The organism is Roseibium sp. Sym1, from assembly GCF_027359675.1.
In the GTDB taxonomy this organism is placed as follows: Bacteria; Pseudomonadota; Alphaproteobacteria; order Rhizobiales; family Stappiaceae; genus Roseibium.
In genome coordinates this window covers 6,485,504-6,501,596 of record NZ_CP114786.1, presented here as the reverse complement: position 1 = coordinate 6,501,596, position 16,093 = coordinate 6,485,504, and the positions used below count along the sequence as shown (strand labels likewise).

The 16,093-nt window shown below is 63.4% G+C and carries 14 protein-coding genes; 12 read left to right on the top strand and 2 right to left on the bottom strand.

Annotation, left to right across the window (positions count from 1 at the left end; translation table 11 throughout):
• From O6760_RS29855 to O6760_RS29800, 12 genes are all read left to right on the top strand, one after another.
• Positions 1-1,530 (top strand): aldehyde dehydrogenase family protein, encoded by a 1,530-nt coding sequence (locus O6760_RS29855; RefSeq protein WP_269583290.1) that lies wholly within the window; start codon positions 1-3, stop codon positions 1,528-1,530.
• Between the two features lie 44 nt (positions 1,531-1,574).
• On the top strand, positions 1,575-2,822 hold the full coding sequence (locus tag O6760_RS29850; RefSeq protein WP_269583289.1) for an ABC transporter substrate-binding protein: 1,248 nt from the start codon (positions 1,575-1,577) through the stop codon (positions 2,820-2,822).
• 58 nt (positions 2,823-2,880) lie between these two features.
• Positions 2,881-3,786 (top strand): carbohydrate ABC transporter permease, encoded by a 906-nt coding sequence (locus tag O6760_RS29845; RefSeq protein ID WP_269583288.1) that lies wholly within the window; start codon positions 2,881-2,883, stop codon positions 3,784-3,786.
• Positions 3,786-4,658, top strand: coding sequence for a carbohydrate ABC transporter permease (locus O6760_RS29840; RefSeq protein ID WP_269583287.1), 873 nt, complete (start codon positions 3,786-3,788; stop codon positions 4,656-4,658). Before O6760_RS29845 ends, O6760_RS29840 begins: the two co-directional genes overlap by 1 nt.
• 4 nt (positions 4,659-4,662) lie before the next feature.
• Positions 4,663-5,772, top strand: coding sequence for an ABC transporter ATP-binding protein (locus O6760_RS29835; protein ID WP_269583286.1), 1,110 nt, complete (start codon positions 4,663-4,665; stop codon positions 5,770-5,772).
• Positions 5,773-5,775: 3 nt separating this feature from the next.
• Entirely contained in the window at positions 5,776-7,260 is a 1,485-nt protein-coding gene (locus tag O6760_RS29830) for a GMC oxidoreductase (RefSeq protein ID WP_269583285.1), read from the top strand.
• Complete coding sequence (locus O6760_RS29825) at positions 7,257-8,015, top strand: 3-ketoacyl-ACP reductase (RefSeq protein ID WP_269583284.1); 759 nt, start codon at positions 7,257-7,259, stop codon at positions 8,013-8,015. Before O6760_RS29830 ends, O6760_RS29825 begins: the two co-directional genes overlap by 4 nt.
• A 24-nt stretch (positions 8,016-8,039) precedes the next feature.
• Positions 8,040-9,632, top strand: a complete 1,593-nt coding sequence (locus tag O6760_RS29820; RefSeq protein WP_269583283.1) for a GMC family oxidoreductase — start codon at positions 8,040-8,042, stop codon at positions 9,630-9,632.
• Positions 9,629-9,943 carry a Dabb family protein gene (locus tag O6760_RS29815; RefSeq protein ID WP_269583282.1) on the top strand — a complete coding sequence of 105 codons (315 nt, stop codon included), beginning with the start codon at positions 9,629-9,631 and terminating at the stop codon, positions 9,941-9,943. The genes O6760_RS29820 and O6760_RS29815 overlap by 4 nt, the downstream gene beginning before the upstream one ends.
• 19 nt (positions 9,944-9,962) lie before the next feature.
• Positions 9,963-11,132: a dihydrodipicolinate synthase family protein gene (locus tag O6760_RS29810; RefSeq protein WP_269586381.1), complete on the top strand. Its 1,170-nt coding sequence runs from the start codon at positions 9,963-9,965 to the stop codon at positions 11,130-11,132.
• A gap of 18 nt (positions 11,133-11,150) precedes the next feature.
• On the top strand, positions 11,151-12,170 hold the full coding sequence (locus O6760_RS29805) for a LacI family DNA-binding transcriptional regulator (protein WP_269583281.1): 1,020 nt from the start codon (positions 11,151-11,153) through the stop codon (positions 12,168-12,170).
• A gap of 265 nt (positions 12,171-12,435) precedes the next feature.
• Positions 12,436-13,401, top strand: coding sequence for a GlxA family transcriptional regulator (locus O6760_RS29800; protein WP_269583280.1), 966 nt, complete (start codon positions 12,436-12,438; stop codon positions 13,399-13,401).
• A gap of 172 nt (positions 13,402-13,573) precedes the next feature.
• Here the strand turns inward: O6760_RS29800 and O6760_RS29795 are convergent, their stop codons facing one another.
• Complete coding sequence (locus O6760_RS29795) at positions 13,574-15,085, bottom strand: sugar ABC transporter ATP-binding protein (protein ID WP_269583279.1); 1,512 nt, start codon at positions 15,083-15,085, stop codon at positions 13,574-13,576.
• The gene (locus O6760_RS29790; protein WP_269583278.1) at positions 15,082-16,083 is read right to left on the bottom strand and encodes an ABC transporter permease; all 1,002 of its coding nucleotides are present in this window, start codon (positions 16,081-16,083) and stop codon (positions 15,082-15,084) included. Before O6760_RS29790 ends, O6760_RS29795 begins: the two co-directional genes overlap by 4 nt.
• Between the last annotated feature and the right edge of the window lie 10 nt (positions 16,084-16,093).

Sequence of the window (16,093 nt, the reverse complement as noted above, 5' to 3'; positions counted from 1 at the left end):
ATGAGCGACCTCAACGTAGTTTCGATCAGCGAAGCAAAGATCCCGACCGAACCCTTCATTGCCCGTCACCTGATCGACGGCAGCTGGCGTGACAGCGCCGACGGCGCGACATTCGACCGGGTCTCGCCCTCGCATGCGAGCCTTGTGACACGGGCGAGCCGGGGCGGCGTACGCGACGTCGATGCGGCGATTTCCGCAGCAAGGGTGGCTTTTGACAAGGGGCGCTGGTCCTGGACCAGCGGCAAGGACCGGGCGACGCTCCTTCTGAAGGTCGCCGATCTCATCGACCGGGAGCGCGAGCGGATCGCGTTCATGGAAACGCTGGAATCCGGCAAACCGATCAGCCAGGCGCGGGCGGAGATCGAGGGCGCTGCCGACATCTGGCGCTTTGCAGCGTCCCTGGCCCGAACCCTTCACGGCGAGAGCTACAATTCCCTGGGCAAGGACTTTCTCGGCCTGGTCCTCAAGGAACCGGTCGGCGTCGTCTCCATCATCACGCCATGGAACTTTCCGTTCCTGATCGTTTCCCAGAAGCTGCCCTTCGCGCTGGCCGCCGGTTGCACGGCGGTCATCAAGCCCTCCGAAATGACCCCGGCGACCACGGTCATTCTCGGCGAATTGCTGATAGAGGCCGGCCTGCCGGCTGGCGTCGTCAACATCGTGCTCGGACATGGCGATCCGGTGGGCACCGCGATGACGGCCGACAGGCGCGTCGACATGGTCACCTTCACCGGCTCGACGGGCGTCGGCAAGGCCATCGTCAAGGCGGCATCCGGCACATTGAAGAAGGTGTCGCTCGAACTTGGCGGAAAAAACCCGCAGGTCATCTTTCCGGATGCTGATCTGGAAAGTGCCGTCGATGCGGTCGTGTTCGGTGTCTATTTCAATGCGGGCGAATGCTGCAACTCCGGATCGAGAATTATCGTGCACGAGGACATTGCCGAGGCATTCATTGCGCGCACCGTGGAGGTGTCACGCAAGGTTCCCTTCGGTGACCCGTTGGACCCATCGACCAAGGTCGGGGCGATCATCACCCCCGACCACCAGCGGAAAATAGATGCCTATGTCCGGGACGCTGCAAAGGCGGGCGCGGATGTGCGGCTCGGCGGCGGGAGCCTTGAGGTTCCCGGTCTCGCCGGCCAGTTCTACCAGCCGACCGTGGTCGCCAACGCCAAGAGCCACATGCCGATTGCCCGGGAGGAAGTGTTCGGGCCGGTACTCACGGTCCTGACGTTCAGGACGCCGGACGAGGCCATCGAACTGGTCAACGACGCGGACTACGGCCTGTCCGCCGGTGTCTGGAGCGAGAACGTTCACACCTGTCTGGAATTTGCGCGCCGTGCGCAGGCCGGGACCGTCTGGACCAACACCTGGATGGACGGCTTCGCCGAACTGCCCTTCGGCGGCGTCAAGGAAAGCGGCCAGGGGCGGGAACTGGGCAAATACGGACTGGAGGAGTTTCTCGAGGCGAAAACCGTGACGATGCGGATCGGCCGCACGCGCGCGCCTTGGGTCGACCCGGGGACCTGATTCCCGGACTGGAAGGATGAAGATACGCACCTAGGGAGGAAACCATGCGTAAGTTCACGACCATGATGACAGCCGCCGCCGCACTGATTGCGGCCGGTACGGCAGTGAAAGCAGAGGACGTCGAGGTCCTGCACTGGTGGACGTCGGGCGGCGAGGCTGCTGCCCTCAACGTCCTGAAGGAAGACCTGGAAAGCCAGGGCATCGGCTGGCAGGACATGCCGGTCGCCGGCGGCGGCGGTTCCCAGGCCATGACCGTGCTGCGTGCCCGCGTCACGTCCGGCAACCCGCCCACCGCCGTGCAGATGCTCGGCTTCGACATCACCGACTGGGCCAAGGAAGGCGCGCTCGCCGACCTGAACATCCTGGCCGGCATGGAAGGCTGGGACGACGTGGTGCCCGAGGCGCTGCAGAAATTCTCCAAGCATGACGGCAAATGGGTCGCAGCACCCGTGAACGTCCACTCCACCAACTGGGTCTGGGCCAACAAGGCCGTTCTCGACGAACTCGGCATCGCGCCGCCCCAGACCTGGGACGAGTTTGTCGCCGCTCTGGAAAAGGTGAAGGCCTCCGGCAAGACCGCGATTGCCCATGGCGGCCAGGCCTGGCAGGACGCAACGGTGTTTGACGCCGTGGCCATGTCGACCGGCGGTCCGGAATTCTACAAGAAGGCGTTCATCGATCTCGACGAGGAAACGCTCGGCTCCGACACCATGAAGGAAACCTTCGACCGCATGGCCGTCATCCGCTCCTATGTGGACGACAACTTCTCCGGCCGCGACTGGAACCTGGCGACCGCCATGGTCATCAACGGCGACGCCGCCTTCCAGATGATGGGCGACTGGGCCAAGGGCGAGTTCCTCAATGCCGGCAAGACGCCGGACGAGGACTTCCTGTGCTTCCGCTTCCCGGGCACGCAGGACCAGGTCACCTTCAACGCCGACCAGTTCGCCATGTTCTCGCAGGGGCCCGAAGTCGGCAAGGAACAGGCCGCGCTCGCAACCGCGATCCTGTCGCCGAACTTCCAGTCTGCCTTCAACGTCGTGAAAGGGTCCGTCCCGGCCCGTACGGACGTTCCGAACGATGCCTTCGATGCCTGCGGCAAGAAAGGCATGGCAGACCTGGCGAAAGCCGCCGACAGCGGTAATCTCTATGGCTCGATGGCCCACGGTCATGCCAATCCGGCAGCTGTGAAAAACGCGATGTACGACGTCATCACCGCGCATTTCAACGGCGAATACGACAGCGAGACCGCTGTCGAGGAACTCGTGACCGCGGTCCAGATCAACAAGTAAACATGCCCTGGAGAGCGGTGATGCGTCACCGCTCTCTGCAAGGGACCGGGGACTGACAATGTCTATTTCCGAAACGGAGAACCCGCGCGGTTCCGTTGCCGACAGAGTGCGTGACGCCTTGCCCAGGCTGGTCTTGAGCCCGACCGTCGCCATCGTGGCGATCTTCGTCTACGGCTTCATCCTGTTCACGCTCTACCTGTCCTTCACTGACAGCCGGATCCTGCCGAGTTTCGGTTGGGTCGGGTGGCAGAACTACGAGAACCTGTTCCGGATCAGGGCCTGGGACACGGCCGTTTCCAACCTCGTCATCTTCGGGGTGCTCTACATCGCCATCTGCTGTGCGCTGGGACTACTCCTGGCGATCCTGCTCGACCAGCGCATACGAGCGGAAGGCTTTATCCGGACCATCTATCTCTATCCGATGGCGCTCAGCTTCATCGTCACCGGGGTGGCGTGGAAATGGTTCCTGGACCCGGGCATCGGCATCGAGGCCGTGGTCCAGGGCTGGGGCTGGACGGATTTCAAGTTCAACTGGATCAAGGATCGCGAAATGGCGATCTACACCATCGTGATCGCCGCGGTCTGGCAGACCTCCGGCTTTGTCATGGCCATGTTCCTGGCCGGATTGCGCGGCATCGACAGCGAGATGATGAAGGCGGCGCAGATCGACGGCGCGTCCACCTTCGCGCTCTACCGCCGCATTGTCATTCCCCAGCTGCGTCCGGCCTTCATGTCCGCGTTCGTGGTCCTGGCCCACATGGCGATCAAGTCCTACGACCTCGTTATCGCGCTGACCGGGGGCGGTCCGGGCACGGCGACCGAACTGCCGGCGACCTTCATGTATTCCTATACGTTCACCCGGAACCAGATGGGCATCGGCGCGGCTTCCGCCGTGATCATGCTGATGACGATCGCGGCGATCATCGTGCCCTACCTCTGGTCGGAACTGCGGGAGAAAAAGTGATGGCGACGGCAACGAAATCCCGCTCTTTCAGCGCGGCCCGGTTCGTTCTCTACGCACTGCTGGCCCTGTTCTGCATCTATTATTTGCTGCCGCTCTACGTGATGCTGGTGAATTCCCTGAAGCCTTTGTCGGAAATCACCGCGGGCGGCATGATGGCACTGCCGCAGGACTGGACGATAGCGCCCTGGCTGAGCGCCTGGTCGACCGCCCAGGTCGGTGTCGAGGCCACGGGCCTCAGGCCCTATTTCCTCAACTCGATCATCATGGTCGTACCGGCCGTCGCCCTGTCGACGCTGGTCGGCGCACTCAACGGCTATGTCCTGACAAAATGGACCTTCCGCGGTGCGACCGTCGTCTTCGGCCTGCTGCTGTTCGGCTGCTTCATTCCATTTCAGATGGTGCTGATCCCGATGGCGCGCATGCTCGGGCTGATGGGCCTTGCCGGTTCCGTCACCGGGCTGATCTTCGTGCATTTCGTCTACGGCATCGGCTTCTCGACGCTCTATTTCCGCAACTACTACGCCGCGTTTCCGACCGAGCTGGTCAGGGCGGCGCAGATCGACGGAGCCGGGTTCTTCCGGATCTTCTGGCGCATCCTGCTGCCGTCGTCGGGGCCGATTGCGGTGGTCTGCATCATCTGGCAGTTCACCAACATCTGGAACGACTTCCTGTTCGGTGCCTCCTTCTCGGATTTCAGCAGCCAGCCGATGACTGTCGCACTCAACAACCTGGTGCAGTCGTCGACGGGCGTGAAGGAATACAACGTTCATTTTGCCGGCGCGATCATGGCCGCGCTGCCCACGCTGCTCGTCTACATCGTCGCCGGGCGTTACTTCGTCCGCGGCCTGATGGCCGGCTCAGTCAAAGGATAAGACCATGGGCTTCCTGGATATCAAACAAGCCACAAAATCATACGGGGCCCTGAAAGTCCTGCACGAGACGAACATCTCCATCGAGGAAGGCGAGTTTCTCGTCCTGGTGGGACCGTCCGGCTGCGGCAAGTCCACGCTGCTCAACATGATCGCGGGCCTTGAGGACATCACCTCCGGCGAGATCGCCATTCGCGACCGCAGCATGAACGGCGTCAAGCCGGCGGATCGCAATATTGCCATGGTGTTCCAGTCCTACGCGCTCTATCCGAACATGTCCGTTGCAGGGAACATCTCCTTCGGCATGGAAATGCACGGCATCCCGAAGCCGGAACGCGAAAAGCGCATCGGCCAGGTGGCCGACCTTCTGCAGATCAGCCATCTGCTGGACCGCAAACCCGGCCAGCTCTCCGGCGGCCAGCGCCAGCGTGTCGCCATGGGCCGGGCGCTGGTGCGGGAACCGGACGTGTTCCTGTTCGACGAACCGCTTTCCAACCTCGACGCCAAGCTGCGTGTCGACATGCGCACCGAGATCAAGAAACTGCACCAGAAGCTCGGCACCACCATTGTCTACGTGACCCACGACCAGATCGAGGCCCTGACACTGTCCACCCGGATTGCGGTCATGTTCGGCGGTTATGTCCAGCAGCTCGGCACGCCCAAGGAGATCTACGACAATCCGGCCAACATGTTCGTCGCCGGCTTCATGGGGTCGCCGTCGATGAACCTGTTTCCGGCGAAGGTCGTTGCCGTCGACGGCCGGCCGGCAGCCGAAATCTCGCTGGCGGACGGCAAGACCGCGTCAGTTCCCTTCGCAGGTGAAACCCTTGCCTCGAGCGTTGGTCGTGACATCGTGCTCGGCATCCGTCCGGAAGCAATTACGGACAAGGATGGCGCCGACCGCAATTCAAAAGCCGTTCACATGGTTGAGGCCCCGGTCGAAGTGACAGAGCCGGCGGGCTCGGACACGTTCGTCGTCAGTCAGATCGGCGGCAAGGACGTGACCGGCCGGTTCCGCGCCGACGTCAATGTGCGGGCAGGGGATGTCTTTCCCTTTGCCTTCAACATGGAAAAGGCGGTCGCCTTCGATCCTCAGACCGAAAACAGGATTGCCTGACCCGTGAGCAATGCCCCGGACATCGTGATCATCGGCAGCGGCATGGGCGGCGCAACGCTTGCCGCAGGCCTTGCCCCGTCCGGTGCCAACATCCTCATACTGGAGCGGGGCGAGCGCATCCCGGACGATGCGCCGGCGCGTGATCCCTGGCGCATCTACACCAACAGCGCGTTCCGCTCCGCCGAGACCTGGCTCGATGCCGACGGGACCCCGTTCGAGCCGGGCAACTACTACAATGTCGGTGGCAATTCGAAACTCTATGGTGCGGTCCTGATCCGCTACCGGAAAGAGGACTTCGATACTTTAGAGCATTTCGACGGCGTCTCGCCTGCCTGGCCCTTCGCCTATGAGGAGCTGTCGCCCTGGTACGACGCCGCCGAGCAGCTGTTCCAGGTCCGCGGCGACGCCGCGTCCGATGCCACCGAACCGCCGCATGGCCGGCCCTATCCGTTTCCTCCCGTGCCCGACGAAGAACCGATCCGCCTCGCCAGACACCGCCTGGAACAGGCAGGGGTCAAGCCCTTCAGCCTGCCGCTCGGGGTCGATATCGACCGCTGGCTGGAGGCCGGGCGCACCGGCTGGGACGGCTATCCGGATCTGCGCTGCGGCAAGATGGATGCGGAAACCTGTCCGCTCGAGGCGGCGCTCGCCCATGACAATGTCAGGCTCGTGACCGGTGCCGAGGTGACCGGTCTGAGGAAGGGTGACAGGTCCGGCCGCATCGAGGAGGTTGCCTACCGGAAGGATGGTGAGGAGATCGTTCTGACGCCGGGTGTGGTGGCGTTGTGTGCCGGCGCCGTCCAGTCCGCCGCGCTGCTGCTGCGCTCCGGCATCGCCAACGGATCCGATTACGTCGGCCGCTGCTTCATGAACCACAATGCGACCGCGATGATCGCCATCGATCCGCGCTTCCGCAACACCGCCGTCTACCAGAAGACCTTCGGCATCAACGCGTGGTACCTGGACGACGGCGAGGCCGGCAGGCCGCTGGGCAATGTCCAGCTTCTGGGCCGGGTCACACCGGACATCCTGAAGATCCAGGTCCCGCATTTGCCACGTTTCGCGGCCCGCTGGATTTCCGGACACGCACTCGATCTTTATCTCATTTCAGAAGACCTGCCCGACCCGGAGAGCCGGGTGGTCCTGAAGGACGGCAAGGTGCAGCTCATCTGGCGCCGGTCCAACATGACGGCTCATGACAAGCTGGTTGCCAGGACGCGGAAAACGCTGCGCCGGGCCGGGTTCCCCCTTGTCCTGACGCGTCTCTTCGACGGCCGGGTGCCGTCCCATCAATGCGGCACCGTTCGCATGGGCAACGACCCGGCGACATCGGTGCTCGGCCCGGACTGCAGGTCCTGGGATCATCCGAACCTTTTTGTCACCGATGCCGGTGCGTTGCCGACCTCGGCCGCCGTCAACCCGGCCCTGACCGTCGCGGCGCTTGCGCTCAGGACAGCGGAAACGATTCAAAAGGATCTGGCGGCATGAGCAGGCTGGCACTGGTCACAGGAGGACAGAGGGGCATCGGTCTCGGCATCGCCGAAGCGCTGGTTGCAGCGGGTTACAAGGTGGCTCTTGTGGCGCAGCTGCCGGCCGAAGATCCGGAAGTCGTCGGGGCGCTTGCCCGGCTCGGTCAAGGCGCTGCCTATTTCCAGCATGATCTTCAGGACATCGATGGACATGCGGCCTTGCTCGACCGGATCGAGCAGGCCCTCGGTCCGGTCACCACGCTGGTATCCAATGCCGGCGTTCCGGCGAAGGTTCGCGGCGACTTGCTGGATCTTGCGCCGGACAGCTTCGATTTCGTCATGGGGGTGAACCTGCGCGGCGCGTTCTTCCTGGCGCAGGAGGTTGCGCGGCGCATGCTGGACCGCGAAGCAGACAATTACCGCTCCCTGATCTTCATCACCTCGGTCAGCGCCGGCATGGTCTCCGTCGAGCGCGCCGAATACTGCCTGTCGAAGGCGGGTGCCGCCATGATGGCCGAACTCTTCGCCGTGCGCCTGGCACCTCACGGCATCGGCGTCTTCGAAATCCGCCCGGGCATCATCGAGACGCCGATGACGGCGGGCGTGAAGGACAAATACACCGCGCAAATCGAACAGGGGCTGGTGCCGGCGGCGCGCTGGGGGCAGCCGGAAGATATCGCCGCTGCCGTGCTGCCGCTCGCCGGGGGCCAAATGGCCTTTGCGACCGGTTCCACCATCAAGGTGGATGGCGGCCTGTCGATCCCGCGTCTTTGAGAAACAGCACTCTTTGGAATGAACATGGAAAAAGGCTTCGACTTCATCATCATCGGCGGCGGCAGTGCCGGATCCGTCGTGGCGGCGCGGCTGACCGAGGATCCGGACATCCAGGTGCTGCTGCTGGAAGCGGGCGGGAGCGACCGGCACCCGTTCTATCATCTGCCGGCCGGGTTCGCGAAAATGACCAAGGGCATCGGCTCCTGGGGCTGGCACACGGTACCGCAAAGGCACATGAACGACCGCGTCTTCCGCTACACCCAGGCCCGGGTGATCGGTGGCGGTTCCGCGATCAATGCCCAGATCTACACCCGCGGCAATCCGCTCGACTATGACGAATGGCGCCAGATGGGCTGCGAGGGCTGGGGCTACGATGACGTGCTGCCCTATTATCGCAAGGCCGAGGACAATGACAGCTACGACAACCGCTACCACGGCAAGGGCGGACCGCTTGGCGTGTCGAAACCCTGCGCACCGCTGCCGATCTGCGAAGCCTATTTCGAGGCCGCGGCCGCGCTCGGCATCCCGAAGAACGAGGATGTCACCGGCGAAAAACAGGACGGGGTTGCCTATTACCAGCTGACCCAGCGCAATGCCCGCCGCTCCTCGGCCGCCATGGCCTATCTCGCGCCCAACCGGAGCAGACCGAACCTCGTGGTGCGCACCGGGGCCAATGTGCGCCGGATCGTGGTCGAGGCCGGAAAGGCCACCGGAGTGGAACTCGTCGACGGCACCCGGCTGACAGCTTCATCGGAGGTGATCCTGTCGTCCGGCTCGATCGGCTCGCCCAGGCTGTTGCAGCTCTCCGGGATCGGCCCGGCGGACGAGCTGCGCGCTCTTGGCCTCGACGTGATCCTCGACCGTCCGTCCGTCGGCGCCAATCTCCAGGACCATCTCGATCTCTATTGTATCTGCGAGGTCAGCGGTCCGCACACCTACGACCGTTACGCCAAGCCGCACATGTCGGTGATCGCGGGCCTGCAGTATCTCCTCACCCGGCGCGGGCCGGTGGCCTCCAGCCTGTTCGAGACCGGAGGCTTCTGGTACGCGGATCCGGAAGCCCGGTCACCCGACCTCCAGTTTCACTTAGGGTTAGGCACCGGCATTGAATCGGGTGTCGCGGCCATGCCCGACGGCGGCGTGACCCTCAATTCCTGCTACCTGCGTCCGCGCTCGCGCGGTTCGGTGCGTCTGCGCAGTGCCGATCCGTCCGCCGAGCCGCTCATTGATCCGAACTACCTGGAGGATCCGCGTGACCGGGAGATGTCGATCCGCGGCCTGAAACTGACCCAGGAGATCCTGGGGCAGGCGCCGCTCAAGCCGTTCATCAAGGCCGAGCGCCTGCCCGGGCCGGATGTGCTCACCGACGACGACTATTTCCGTTTCATCTGCGAGCATTCCAAGACCTCGCATCATCCGGCCGGCACCTGCCGGATGGGTGTCGACGACGATGCCGTCGTCAACCCGCGCCTCAGGTTCAACGGCATAGACAGGCTGCGCGTCGTCGACGCCTCCATCATGCCGAATGTCATTTCCTCCAACACCAATGCCGCGGCCATCATGATCGGCGAAAAAGCCGCCGACATGATCCGCGAAGACCACGGAGCCCGGACATGATCCGCCATATCGTCCTCATCAGGTTCAGGCCGGACGTCTCCGAGGACACCATTTCGGGCCTGTTTTCCGAACTGCGCGAGATCGAAAAGAAGGTCTCCGGCATCCGGGACATCACTTCCGGGCGCAGCGAAAGCCCGGAGAAGATCGAGCGCGGCTACATGCACGGCTTTGTCGTCGATTTCGACGACTGGGATGCGCTGGAACGCTACCAGACACACCCGGACCACAAGGCTCTCGGCAGCAAGCTGGTCGCCAATGCGATCGGCGGGATCGACGGCATCCTGGTGCTGGACATTCCCGTCGCCGCCTGACCCGTTGCCAATTCTGGAGCTGCCTATGCTGACCCTTCCAACCTATGACAAGACCCTTGAACCCTACCGGCTGACGGGCGAGCCGCTGGTGCCGCGCGCGCCTGAAGTGCCGCTCACCCGCACGGCCTTTGCCGCGGCCCATGTGGTTTCCGATCCGCTGGCCGAGCGGGATCCCTGGGTCGGCTCGCCGGCCGTCGACTGGGACAACACGCTCCGGTTCCGGCACTGGCTGTGGAACCAGGGGCTGGGCCTTGCCGAGGCCATGGACACGGCGCAGCGCGGCATGGGCGTCGACTGGCCGACCGCGAAGGAACTGATCGAACGCACGATGCGCGAAGCGAAAGCCCATCCGCTGAAGCCGCGGGTTGCCTGCGGCGCCGGCACCGATCAGAAACCGCTTGCCGAGCTGAGGACACGGGACGAGATCCTGGCCGCCTATTCCGAGCAGATGGAGGCTGTCGAAGCGGCCGGCGGGCAGGTGATCCTGATGGCGTCGCGCGCCTTTCCCGCGATGAGCGCAACAGCAGACGATTATGCCCACGTTTATGGCAGGCTGCTGGACCAGGCCGCTGCGCCGGTGATCCTGCACTGGCTTGGCGACATGTTCGATCCGGCCCTTGCCGGTTACTGGGGCGCTGCCGACTTCGAAACCGCATCCGAAGCCGTGCTGGACATCATCCGGGCACACGAGGACAAGGTTGACGGCATCAAGATCTCGCTGCTCGACCAGGCCTGCGAAGAAGACTTCCGCGCCCGCCTGCCGGACGGTGTCCGGCTCTATACCGGCGACGATTTCAACTATGCCGACCTGATCGCCGGTGACGGCACGCATTATTCGCATGCGCTCCTGGGCGCCTTCGCGGCCATCGCGCCTGCGGCGTGCCAGGCGCTCGAAGCCCTGGCCCGCGATGACCTCGAGACTTATCACGGCCTGCTCGCACCAACGGTGCCGCTCAGCCGCGAGATCTTCAAGGCGCCGACGCAATTCTACAAGGCCGGCATTGCCTTCCTGGCCTGGCTCAACGGAGCGCAAAGCCACTTCATCATGCCGGCGGGCTTCCAGTCCGCCCGCGAGATCACCCATTATGCGGAGGTCTTTCGGCTTGCGGATCAGGCGCGCGTGCTGTCAAAACCGGAATTGGCGGTCGAGCGGATGAAGCTGCTGTTGAAACTCCACGGGGTGGATTGAACAGGATTGGGCGGGGGAATGGGCAAGCGAGCGACCATACTGGATGTGGCGAAAAAGGCGGGCGTCTCCAAGTCGACCGTTTCTCTCGTCCTGCAGAATTCCTCCCTGGTCAAGCAGCAGACCCGGGATCAGGTCATGGCCGCGATGGAAGCGCTCGGCTATGTCTACAACCGCTCGGCGGCCGGCCTGCGCGGGGCGGCATCCGGCCTGATCGGGCTGATCATCAACGACCTGCGCAATCCCTTCTTCACCGAGTTTGCGGCCAGCGCCCAGATGAGCTTCGCCCGGCAGGGCTATTCCACCGTCATTGCCAACACGGACGAGGATCCGGAGATCCAGGCGCAGGTGATCGACAGCATGATCGAACACGGTGTCTCCGCCTTTGTCGTGTCGCCGACCTATGGCGGCGAGGACCGGCCGTTCGACCGCATCGAACGGGCCGGGATCCCGACCATGCAGGTGCTCCGCCAGGTGGATGACCGCACCAACCTGTTTCCCTTTGCCTCCCATGACTATGCGGCGGGCGGCCGGCTTGCTGGCGAACACCTGATCGCCCAGGGCTGCCGGAAGATTGCCTTTGTCGGCGGCATCGAGGACCGGCCGATCACGCTGGAGCGCATGTCCGGATACAACGCGGCCATGGCGGCGGGCGGCCTGGCACCACGGGCTTTCTACGGCCGCCCATCAAGGGCCTTTGGCCGCGAGATCGCCCTGCGCCTTGCCAAGGATCACAAGGACATCGAAGCGGCGATCTGTTTCAGCGATCTTGTCGCGCTCGGCATGCTGAGCGGCTTTGCCGAAGCCGGCATCCGGACCGGCCGGGACTTCAGGATCGTCGGCTTCGACGACATCGAGGAATGCTCGATCGCCTTTCCCCGGCTCAGTTCCGTCCGTTGTGACTCCGCCGCCTTCGGCCGCAATGCCGCCGAGGCGATGCTGGCCTGGATCACCCATGGCGAGCGCCCGCCGGACCGGAAACGCTACGATGTCGAGTTGATCACGCGCCAGTCCAGCCTGTGGACGGAGACCGAAACCTGACACTCCCCGCCCTTTGTTGAGTTTGCGGCTGCACAAGCTTCGTTCTGGGGCCGGAAAAACGACGGTTCAGCCAACTCGTGCAAGTAAAGGCAAGTGCAGTCAGGCGCGTGGGGGCGTCTTCTGCTGTCTTCGGTCGGAGAACTTCGATTTGACTAGAGTGAAGAAGCGGCAGTAGACCCATTGGCGAGGCTGCGTTTGCAATCCTCTCACGAACTCGCCACGCCGGAAGACCGAACGCCGCATGTCAAACTCAAGGACCCGGGAGATGTCCCTCGACCGAAACGCAGATGACAGGCTCACGGTCGAAATCTTCATCCAGCCCGGCTTTTCCGAACTGGAACTGTCCTCGGTGATTGCCGTATTGAGGGCCGCCAACGAGATCCTGAGCCGGGACCGGTTCTCCTGGCAGGTAACGTCGGACAGTCCGGGTTTCGTCAACAGCCGTTCGGAGCTGATTGCGCGCGCAGACCCGACAATCGGTGACCAGTTTCTGCGGGACTGCCTGTTTGTCGTTGCCGGGACTGGCGCGCCGCGCGAGGGATGGATGCGCCGGCTGAGGGCGATGCAGAAGCTGCAGCGGCGCGTCGTCCTGCTCTCCGAAGCCTCGCGGGAATATGTCAAGGCGTCCAATCTGGAGGACGGCAGTGCCACCGCCCATTGGCGCGACGCGGCTCTGCTGCGCGAGGTCGGCAACGGCCCGGCACTGTCGGACCATCTTGCGCAGGAAAAGGGCAGCATCGTCACCTGTGCCGGGGAGGGCTACACCGTCGAGGCGGTGATCGGAGTTCTGGCCGATGTGCTGGAAGCCTGGGAATGCGCGGAAATAGCCAGTCTTCTGGTGGTCGAGAATGTGCGCGGCTTTGCCCACCCGCAGCCGCGGGGCATGAGCGACAACACCAACCTGTTCGAAAAGCGGCTCCAGAAGGTGGTGCAGCTCATGGAGCACAATATCGAGGTGCCGCTGCGGCTGGCCGATCTGGCAAGCCAGGTCGGGTTGTCTCCCCGTCACCTGGAGCGCCTGTTCACCGTCTATCTCAACACCACACCGGCAAGGTTCTACAAGAAGATCCGCCTGAAGAAGGCACACACGCTGGTGACCGGCACCCACATTTCCCTGATCGAAATCGCCCTCGCCAGCGGCTTTCTGACGGCGCCGTCCTTCTCGCAGGCCTACAAGGCCGAATACGGCGAGACACCCACACAGATACGCCGAAAGCGCATGGGTGCCTGACTGGCCCTTGCCATACGAGCCGGGCGGGTTTCACAGCACAAATCGGTGTGTGAAAGGGGCCGCCGGAGAGATCTTCACTCTGTATGCATGTCCACGAGTAGGCGCGTCGGCCAGGACAGTACCTGGTAAGTTGTTCCGGTCGTTGCCTTGCGCATGGCAAGGTGTACCCGCATCAGGCCGCCTTCTCGGGTGTGATGCCGGAGATCGCCTGGATGAGATTGTCTTCCGTGACTTCCTCGGAGGTGAAGGTGCGGATGATCTCGCCGGAGAACATGGCGACGATCCGGTCGCTGACATGAAGCACTTCCGGCATTTCGGAACTGATCACGATCACCGCATAGCCCTGGGCGGCGAGCTCGCGGATCAGATTGTGGATCTCCGACTTGCTGCCGACATCGATACCGCGCGTCGGCTCGTCGACGATCAGCACGTTCGGGTGCATGGACAGCCATTTGCCGATGACGATTTTCTGCTGGTTGCCGCCGGATAGATTGCCGACCGTCTGCTTCCAGCCGGGTGTGCGGATGTCGAGCCGGTCGCGATACTGGTCGAATATGGCGATCTCGGCGCCTTCGGCCACGAACGGACCGGCCTTCAGGTCACTGACCTGGGGCAGGGTCATGTTGTCCCGGCAGTTCATGCCGAGCACCAGGCCCTGGCCCTTGCGGTCTTCGGGTACGAGCGAGATGCCCTTCTGAATGGCGTCGGCAGGAGAGTGGATCACGGTCTCCTGGCCGTCGAGCAGGATCTTACCGCTTGTCGGCTCGCGCAGGCCGAACAGGGTTTCGGCGATCTCGGTGCGGCCGGCACCGACGAGGCCGTAAAAGCCGACAACCTCGCCCCGGCGCACCTCGAAACTGACATTGCGGAACAGCTTGCCGCAGGAAAGGTCACGCACCTCGAGGGCAACACCCCCGATGTCGTGATGGCTCTCGTTGCGCGACAGGTCCAGCTTGCGTCCGATCATCAGCTGCGTGATTTCGTCTTCACTGGTCTCGGCAGTGGTCAGCGTGCCGCGATACTGGCCGTCCCTCAGCACACTGATCCGGTCGGTGATCCTGAAGATCTCCTCCATGCGGTGGGAAATGTAGATGATGCCGACGCCGTGGTTTTTCAGGTCTTCGATGACGTCGAACAGGACCACTTTTTCCGCATCCGTCAGGGAGGCGGTCGGCTCGTCGAAGATGACAGCCTTGGCCTCGACGGTCAGCGCACGGGCGATCTCGACCATCTGCTGGTTGGCGATGGACAGGTCGCCGACCCGTGTGCCTGCGTCGAACCCGACTTTGAGCTTGCCGAGGATCTCGTTTGTCTGGGCATGGAGCTGCTGCCAGTCGACACGGCCGAAGCTCTTTTTCGGCAGTTCGCCCAGATAGATGTTCTCGGCAACGGTCAGCTCCTCGGCAAGGCTCAGCTCCTGGTGGATGAAGACGATGCCCTTGGACTTGGCCTGCAGGGGCGATGTCATCACCACCGGCTCTTCGCTGACGATGATCCGGCCTTCCTCGGGCTGGTAAATGCCGCCGAGCACCTTCATCAGCGTGGACTTGCCGGCACCGTTCTCGCCCATCAGGGCATGAACCTCGCCCGGCATCACCGAGAAGGACACGTTGTCGAGGGCGCGCACGCCGGGGAAGGTCTTGACGATGCCCTCAAGGCGCAGGGCTGGGGTTTCTTCACTCATATTCTCAGCGCCTCCCGGCCCTTGAGGTTCAATTGACGGTCCAGGAACAGGACCGCGATCAGGATCAGGCCGATCACCAGGTTGACGGTTTCGGTATCCGCGCCGATATGGCCGAGCCCCTTGCGCAGCAACTGGATCGCCAGAACGCCGCCCAAGGTCGAGAGCACCGAGCCGGCGCCGCCGGTCAGCTTGGTGCCGCCCAGGACGACCGCGGTGATCACCCAGAGTTCGTAGAGTTCGCCGTCATTGGGGTTCACGGACCCGGATTCGGAATAGAAGACCACGGCGGACAGCGAGGCCAGGAAGCCGATGATCATGAAGTTGATCATCATGTGCGGGCCGACGCGAATGCCGGCGTTGATCGCGGCGGTGCGGTTGTCGCCGATGGCATAGGCGTTGCGGCCATGCACGGTGCGGTTCATCACGAACCAGATCACGGCGGTGACGGCGATCAGGAACCAGGTGGCGGTGTGCAGACCCAGGAACTGCGCCTCGGCGAAATCCACCAAGGTCCAGTTGAGGTGTGAGGTCGGCTGTTCGCCATTATACATGAACACCAGGCCACGATAGCCGAGCATGGCGCCGAGCGTGACGATGAAGGCATCGACGCCGGTTTTCCAGACGATCAGGCCGTTCAGTGCGCCGAGAACGATCCCAGTCATCAGGGCGAGCCCCCAGGAAATCGGGATGACCCAGTCGCCGAGACCGGCGAAGATCGGCCATGTCATGCTGTCCAGCAGCACCACGGCGCTCAGGGCGAAGGTCGCGCCGACGCTGAGGTCGATATTGCCGTTGATCATGATGATGGTCATGCCGATGGCGATGATGCCGATCGGGGCCGACTGCTTGAACAGAAGCAGCATGTTGTCGACGTCCATGAAGGCCTTGTCGCTGAGCGACAGGTATTCGCCGGCGATGGAGAAGAAGATCAGCTCCACGACGATGAAACCCCAGATCGCGCCGCGCTTCAGAAAGGTGCTGAGTGTGCCCGGTTCCATGTGCTTCCCC

Bases quoted from the DNA above. Each gene is read 5' to 3' on its own strand.
- O6760_RS29800 (WP_269583280.1), top strand. From the start codon at position 12,436: ATGTCCCTCGACCGAAACGCAGATGACAGGCTCACGGTCGAAATCTTC.
- O6760_RS29845 (WP_269583288.1), top strand. From the start codon at position 2,881: ATGTCTATTTCCGAAACGGAGAACCCGCGCGGTTCCGTTGCCGACAGA.
- O6760_RS29790 (WP_269583278.1), bottom strand. From the start codon at position 16,083: ATGGAACCGGGCACACTCAGCACCTTTCTGAAGCGCGGCGCGATCTGG.
- O6760_RS29805 (WP_269583281.1), top strand. From the start codon at position 11,151: ATGGGCAAGCGAGCGACCATACTGGATGTGGCGAAAAAGGCGGGCGTC.
- O6760_RS29835 (WP_269583286.1), top strand. From the start codon at position 4,663: ATGGGCTTCCTGGATATCAAACAAGCCACAAAATCATACGGGGCCCTG.
- O6760_RS29820 (WP_269583283.1), top strand. From the start codon at position 8,040: ATGGAAAAAGGCTTCGACTTCATCATCATCGGCGGCGGCAGTGCCGGA.
- O6760_RS29855 (WP_269583290.1), top strand. From the start codon at position 1: ATGAGCGACCTCAACGTAGTTTCGATCAGCGAAGCAAAGATCCCGACC.
- O6760_RS29815 (WP_269583282.1), top strand. From the start codon at position 9,629: ATGATCCGCCATATCGTCCTCATCAGGTTCAGGCCGGACGTCTCCGAG.
- O6760_RS29795 (WP_269583279.1), bottom strand. From the start codon at position 15,085: ATGAGTGAAGAAACCCCAGCCCTGCGCCTTGAGGGCATCGTCAAGACC.
- O6760_RS29840 (WP_269583287.1), top strand. From the start codon at position 3,786: ATGGCGACGGCAACGAAATCCCGCTCTTTCAGCGCGGCCCGGTTCGTT.
- O6760_RS29850 (WP_269583289.1), top strand. From the start codon at position 1,575: ATGCGTAAGTTCACGACCATGATGACAGCCGCCGCCGCACTGATTGCG.
- O6760_RS29825 (WP_269583284.1), top strand. From the start codon at position 7,257: ATGAGCAGGCTGGCACTGGTCACAGGAGGACAGAGGGGCATCGGTCTC.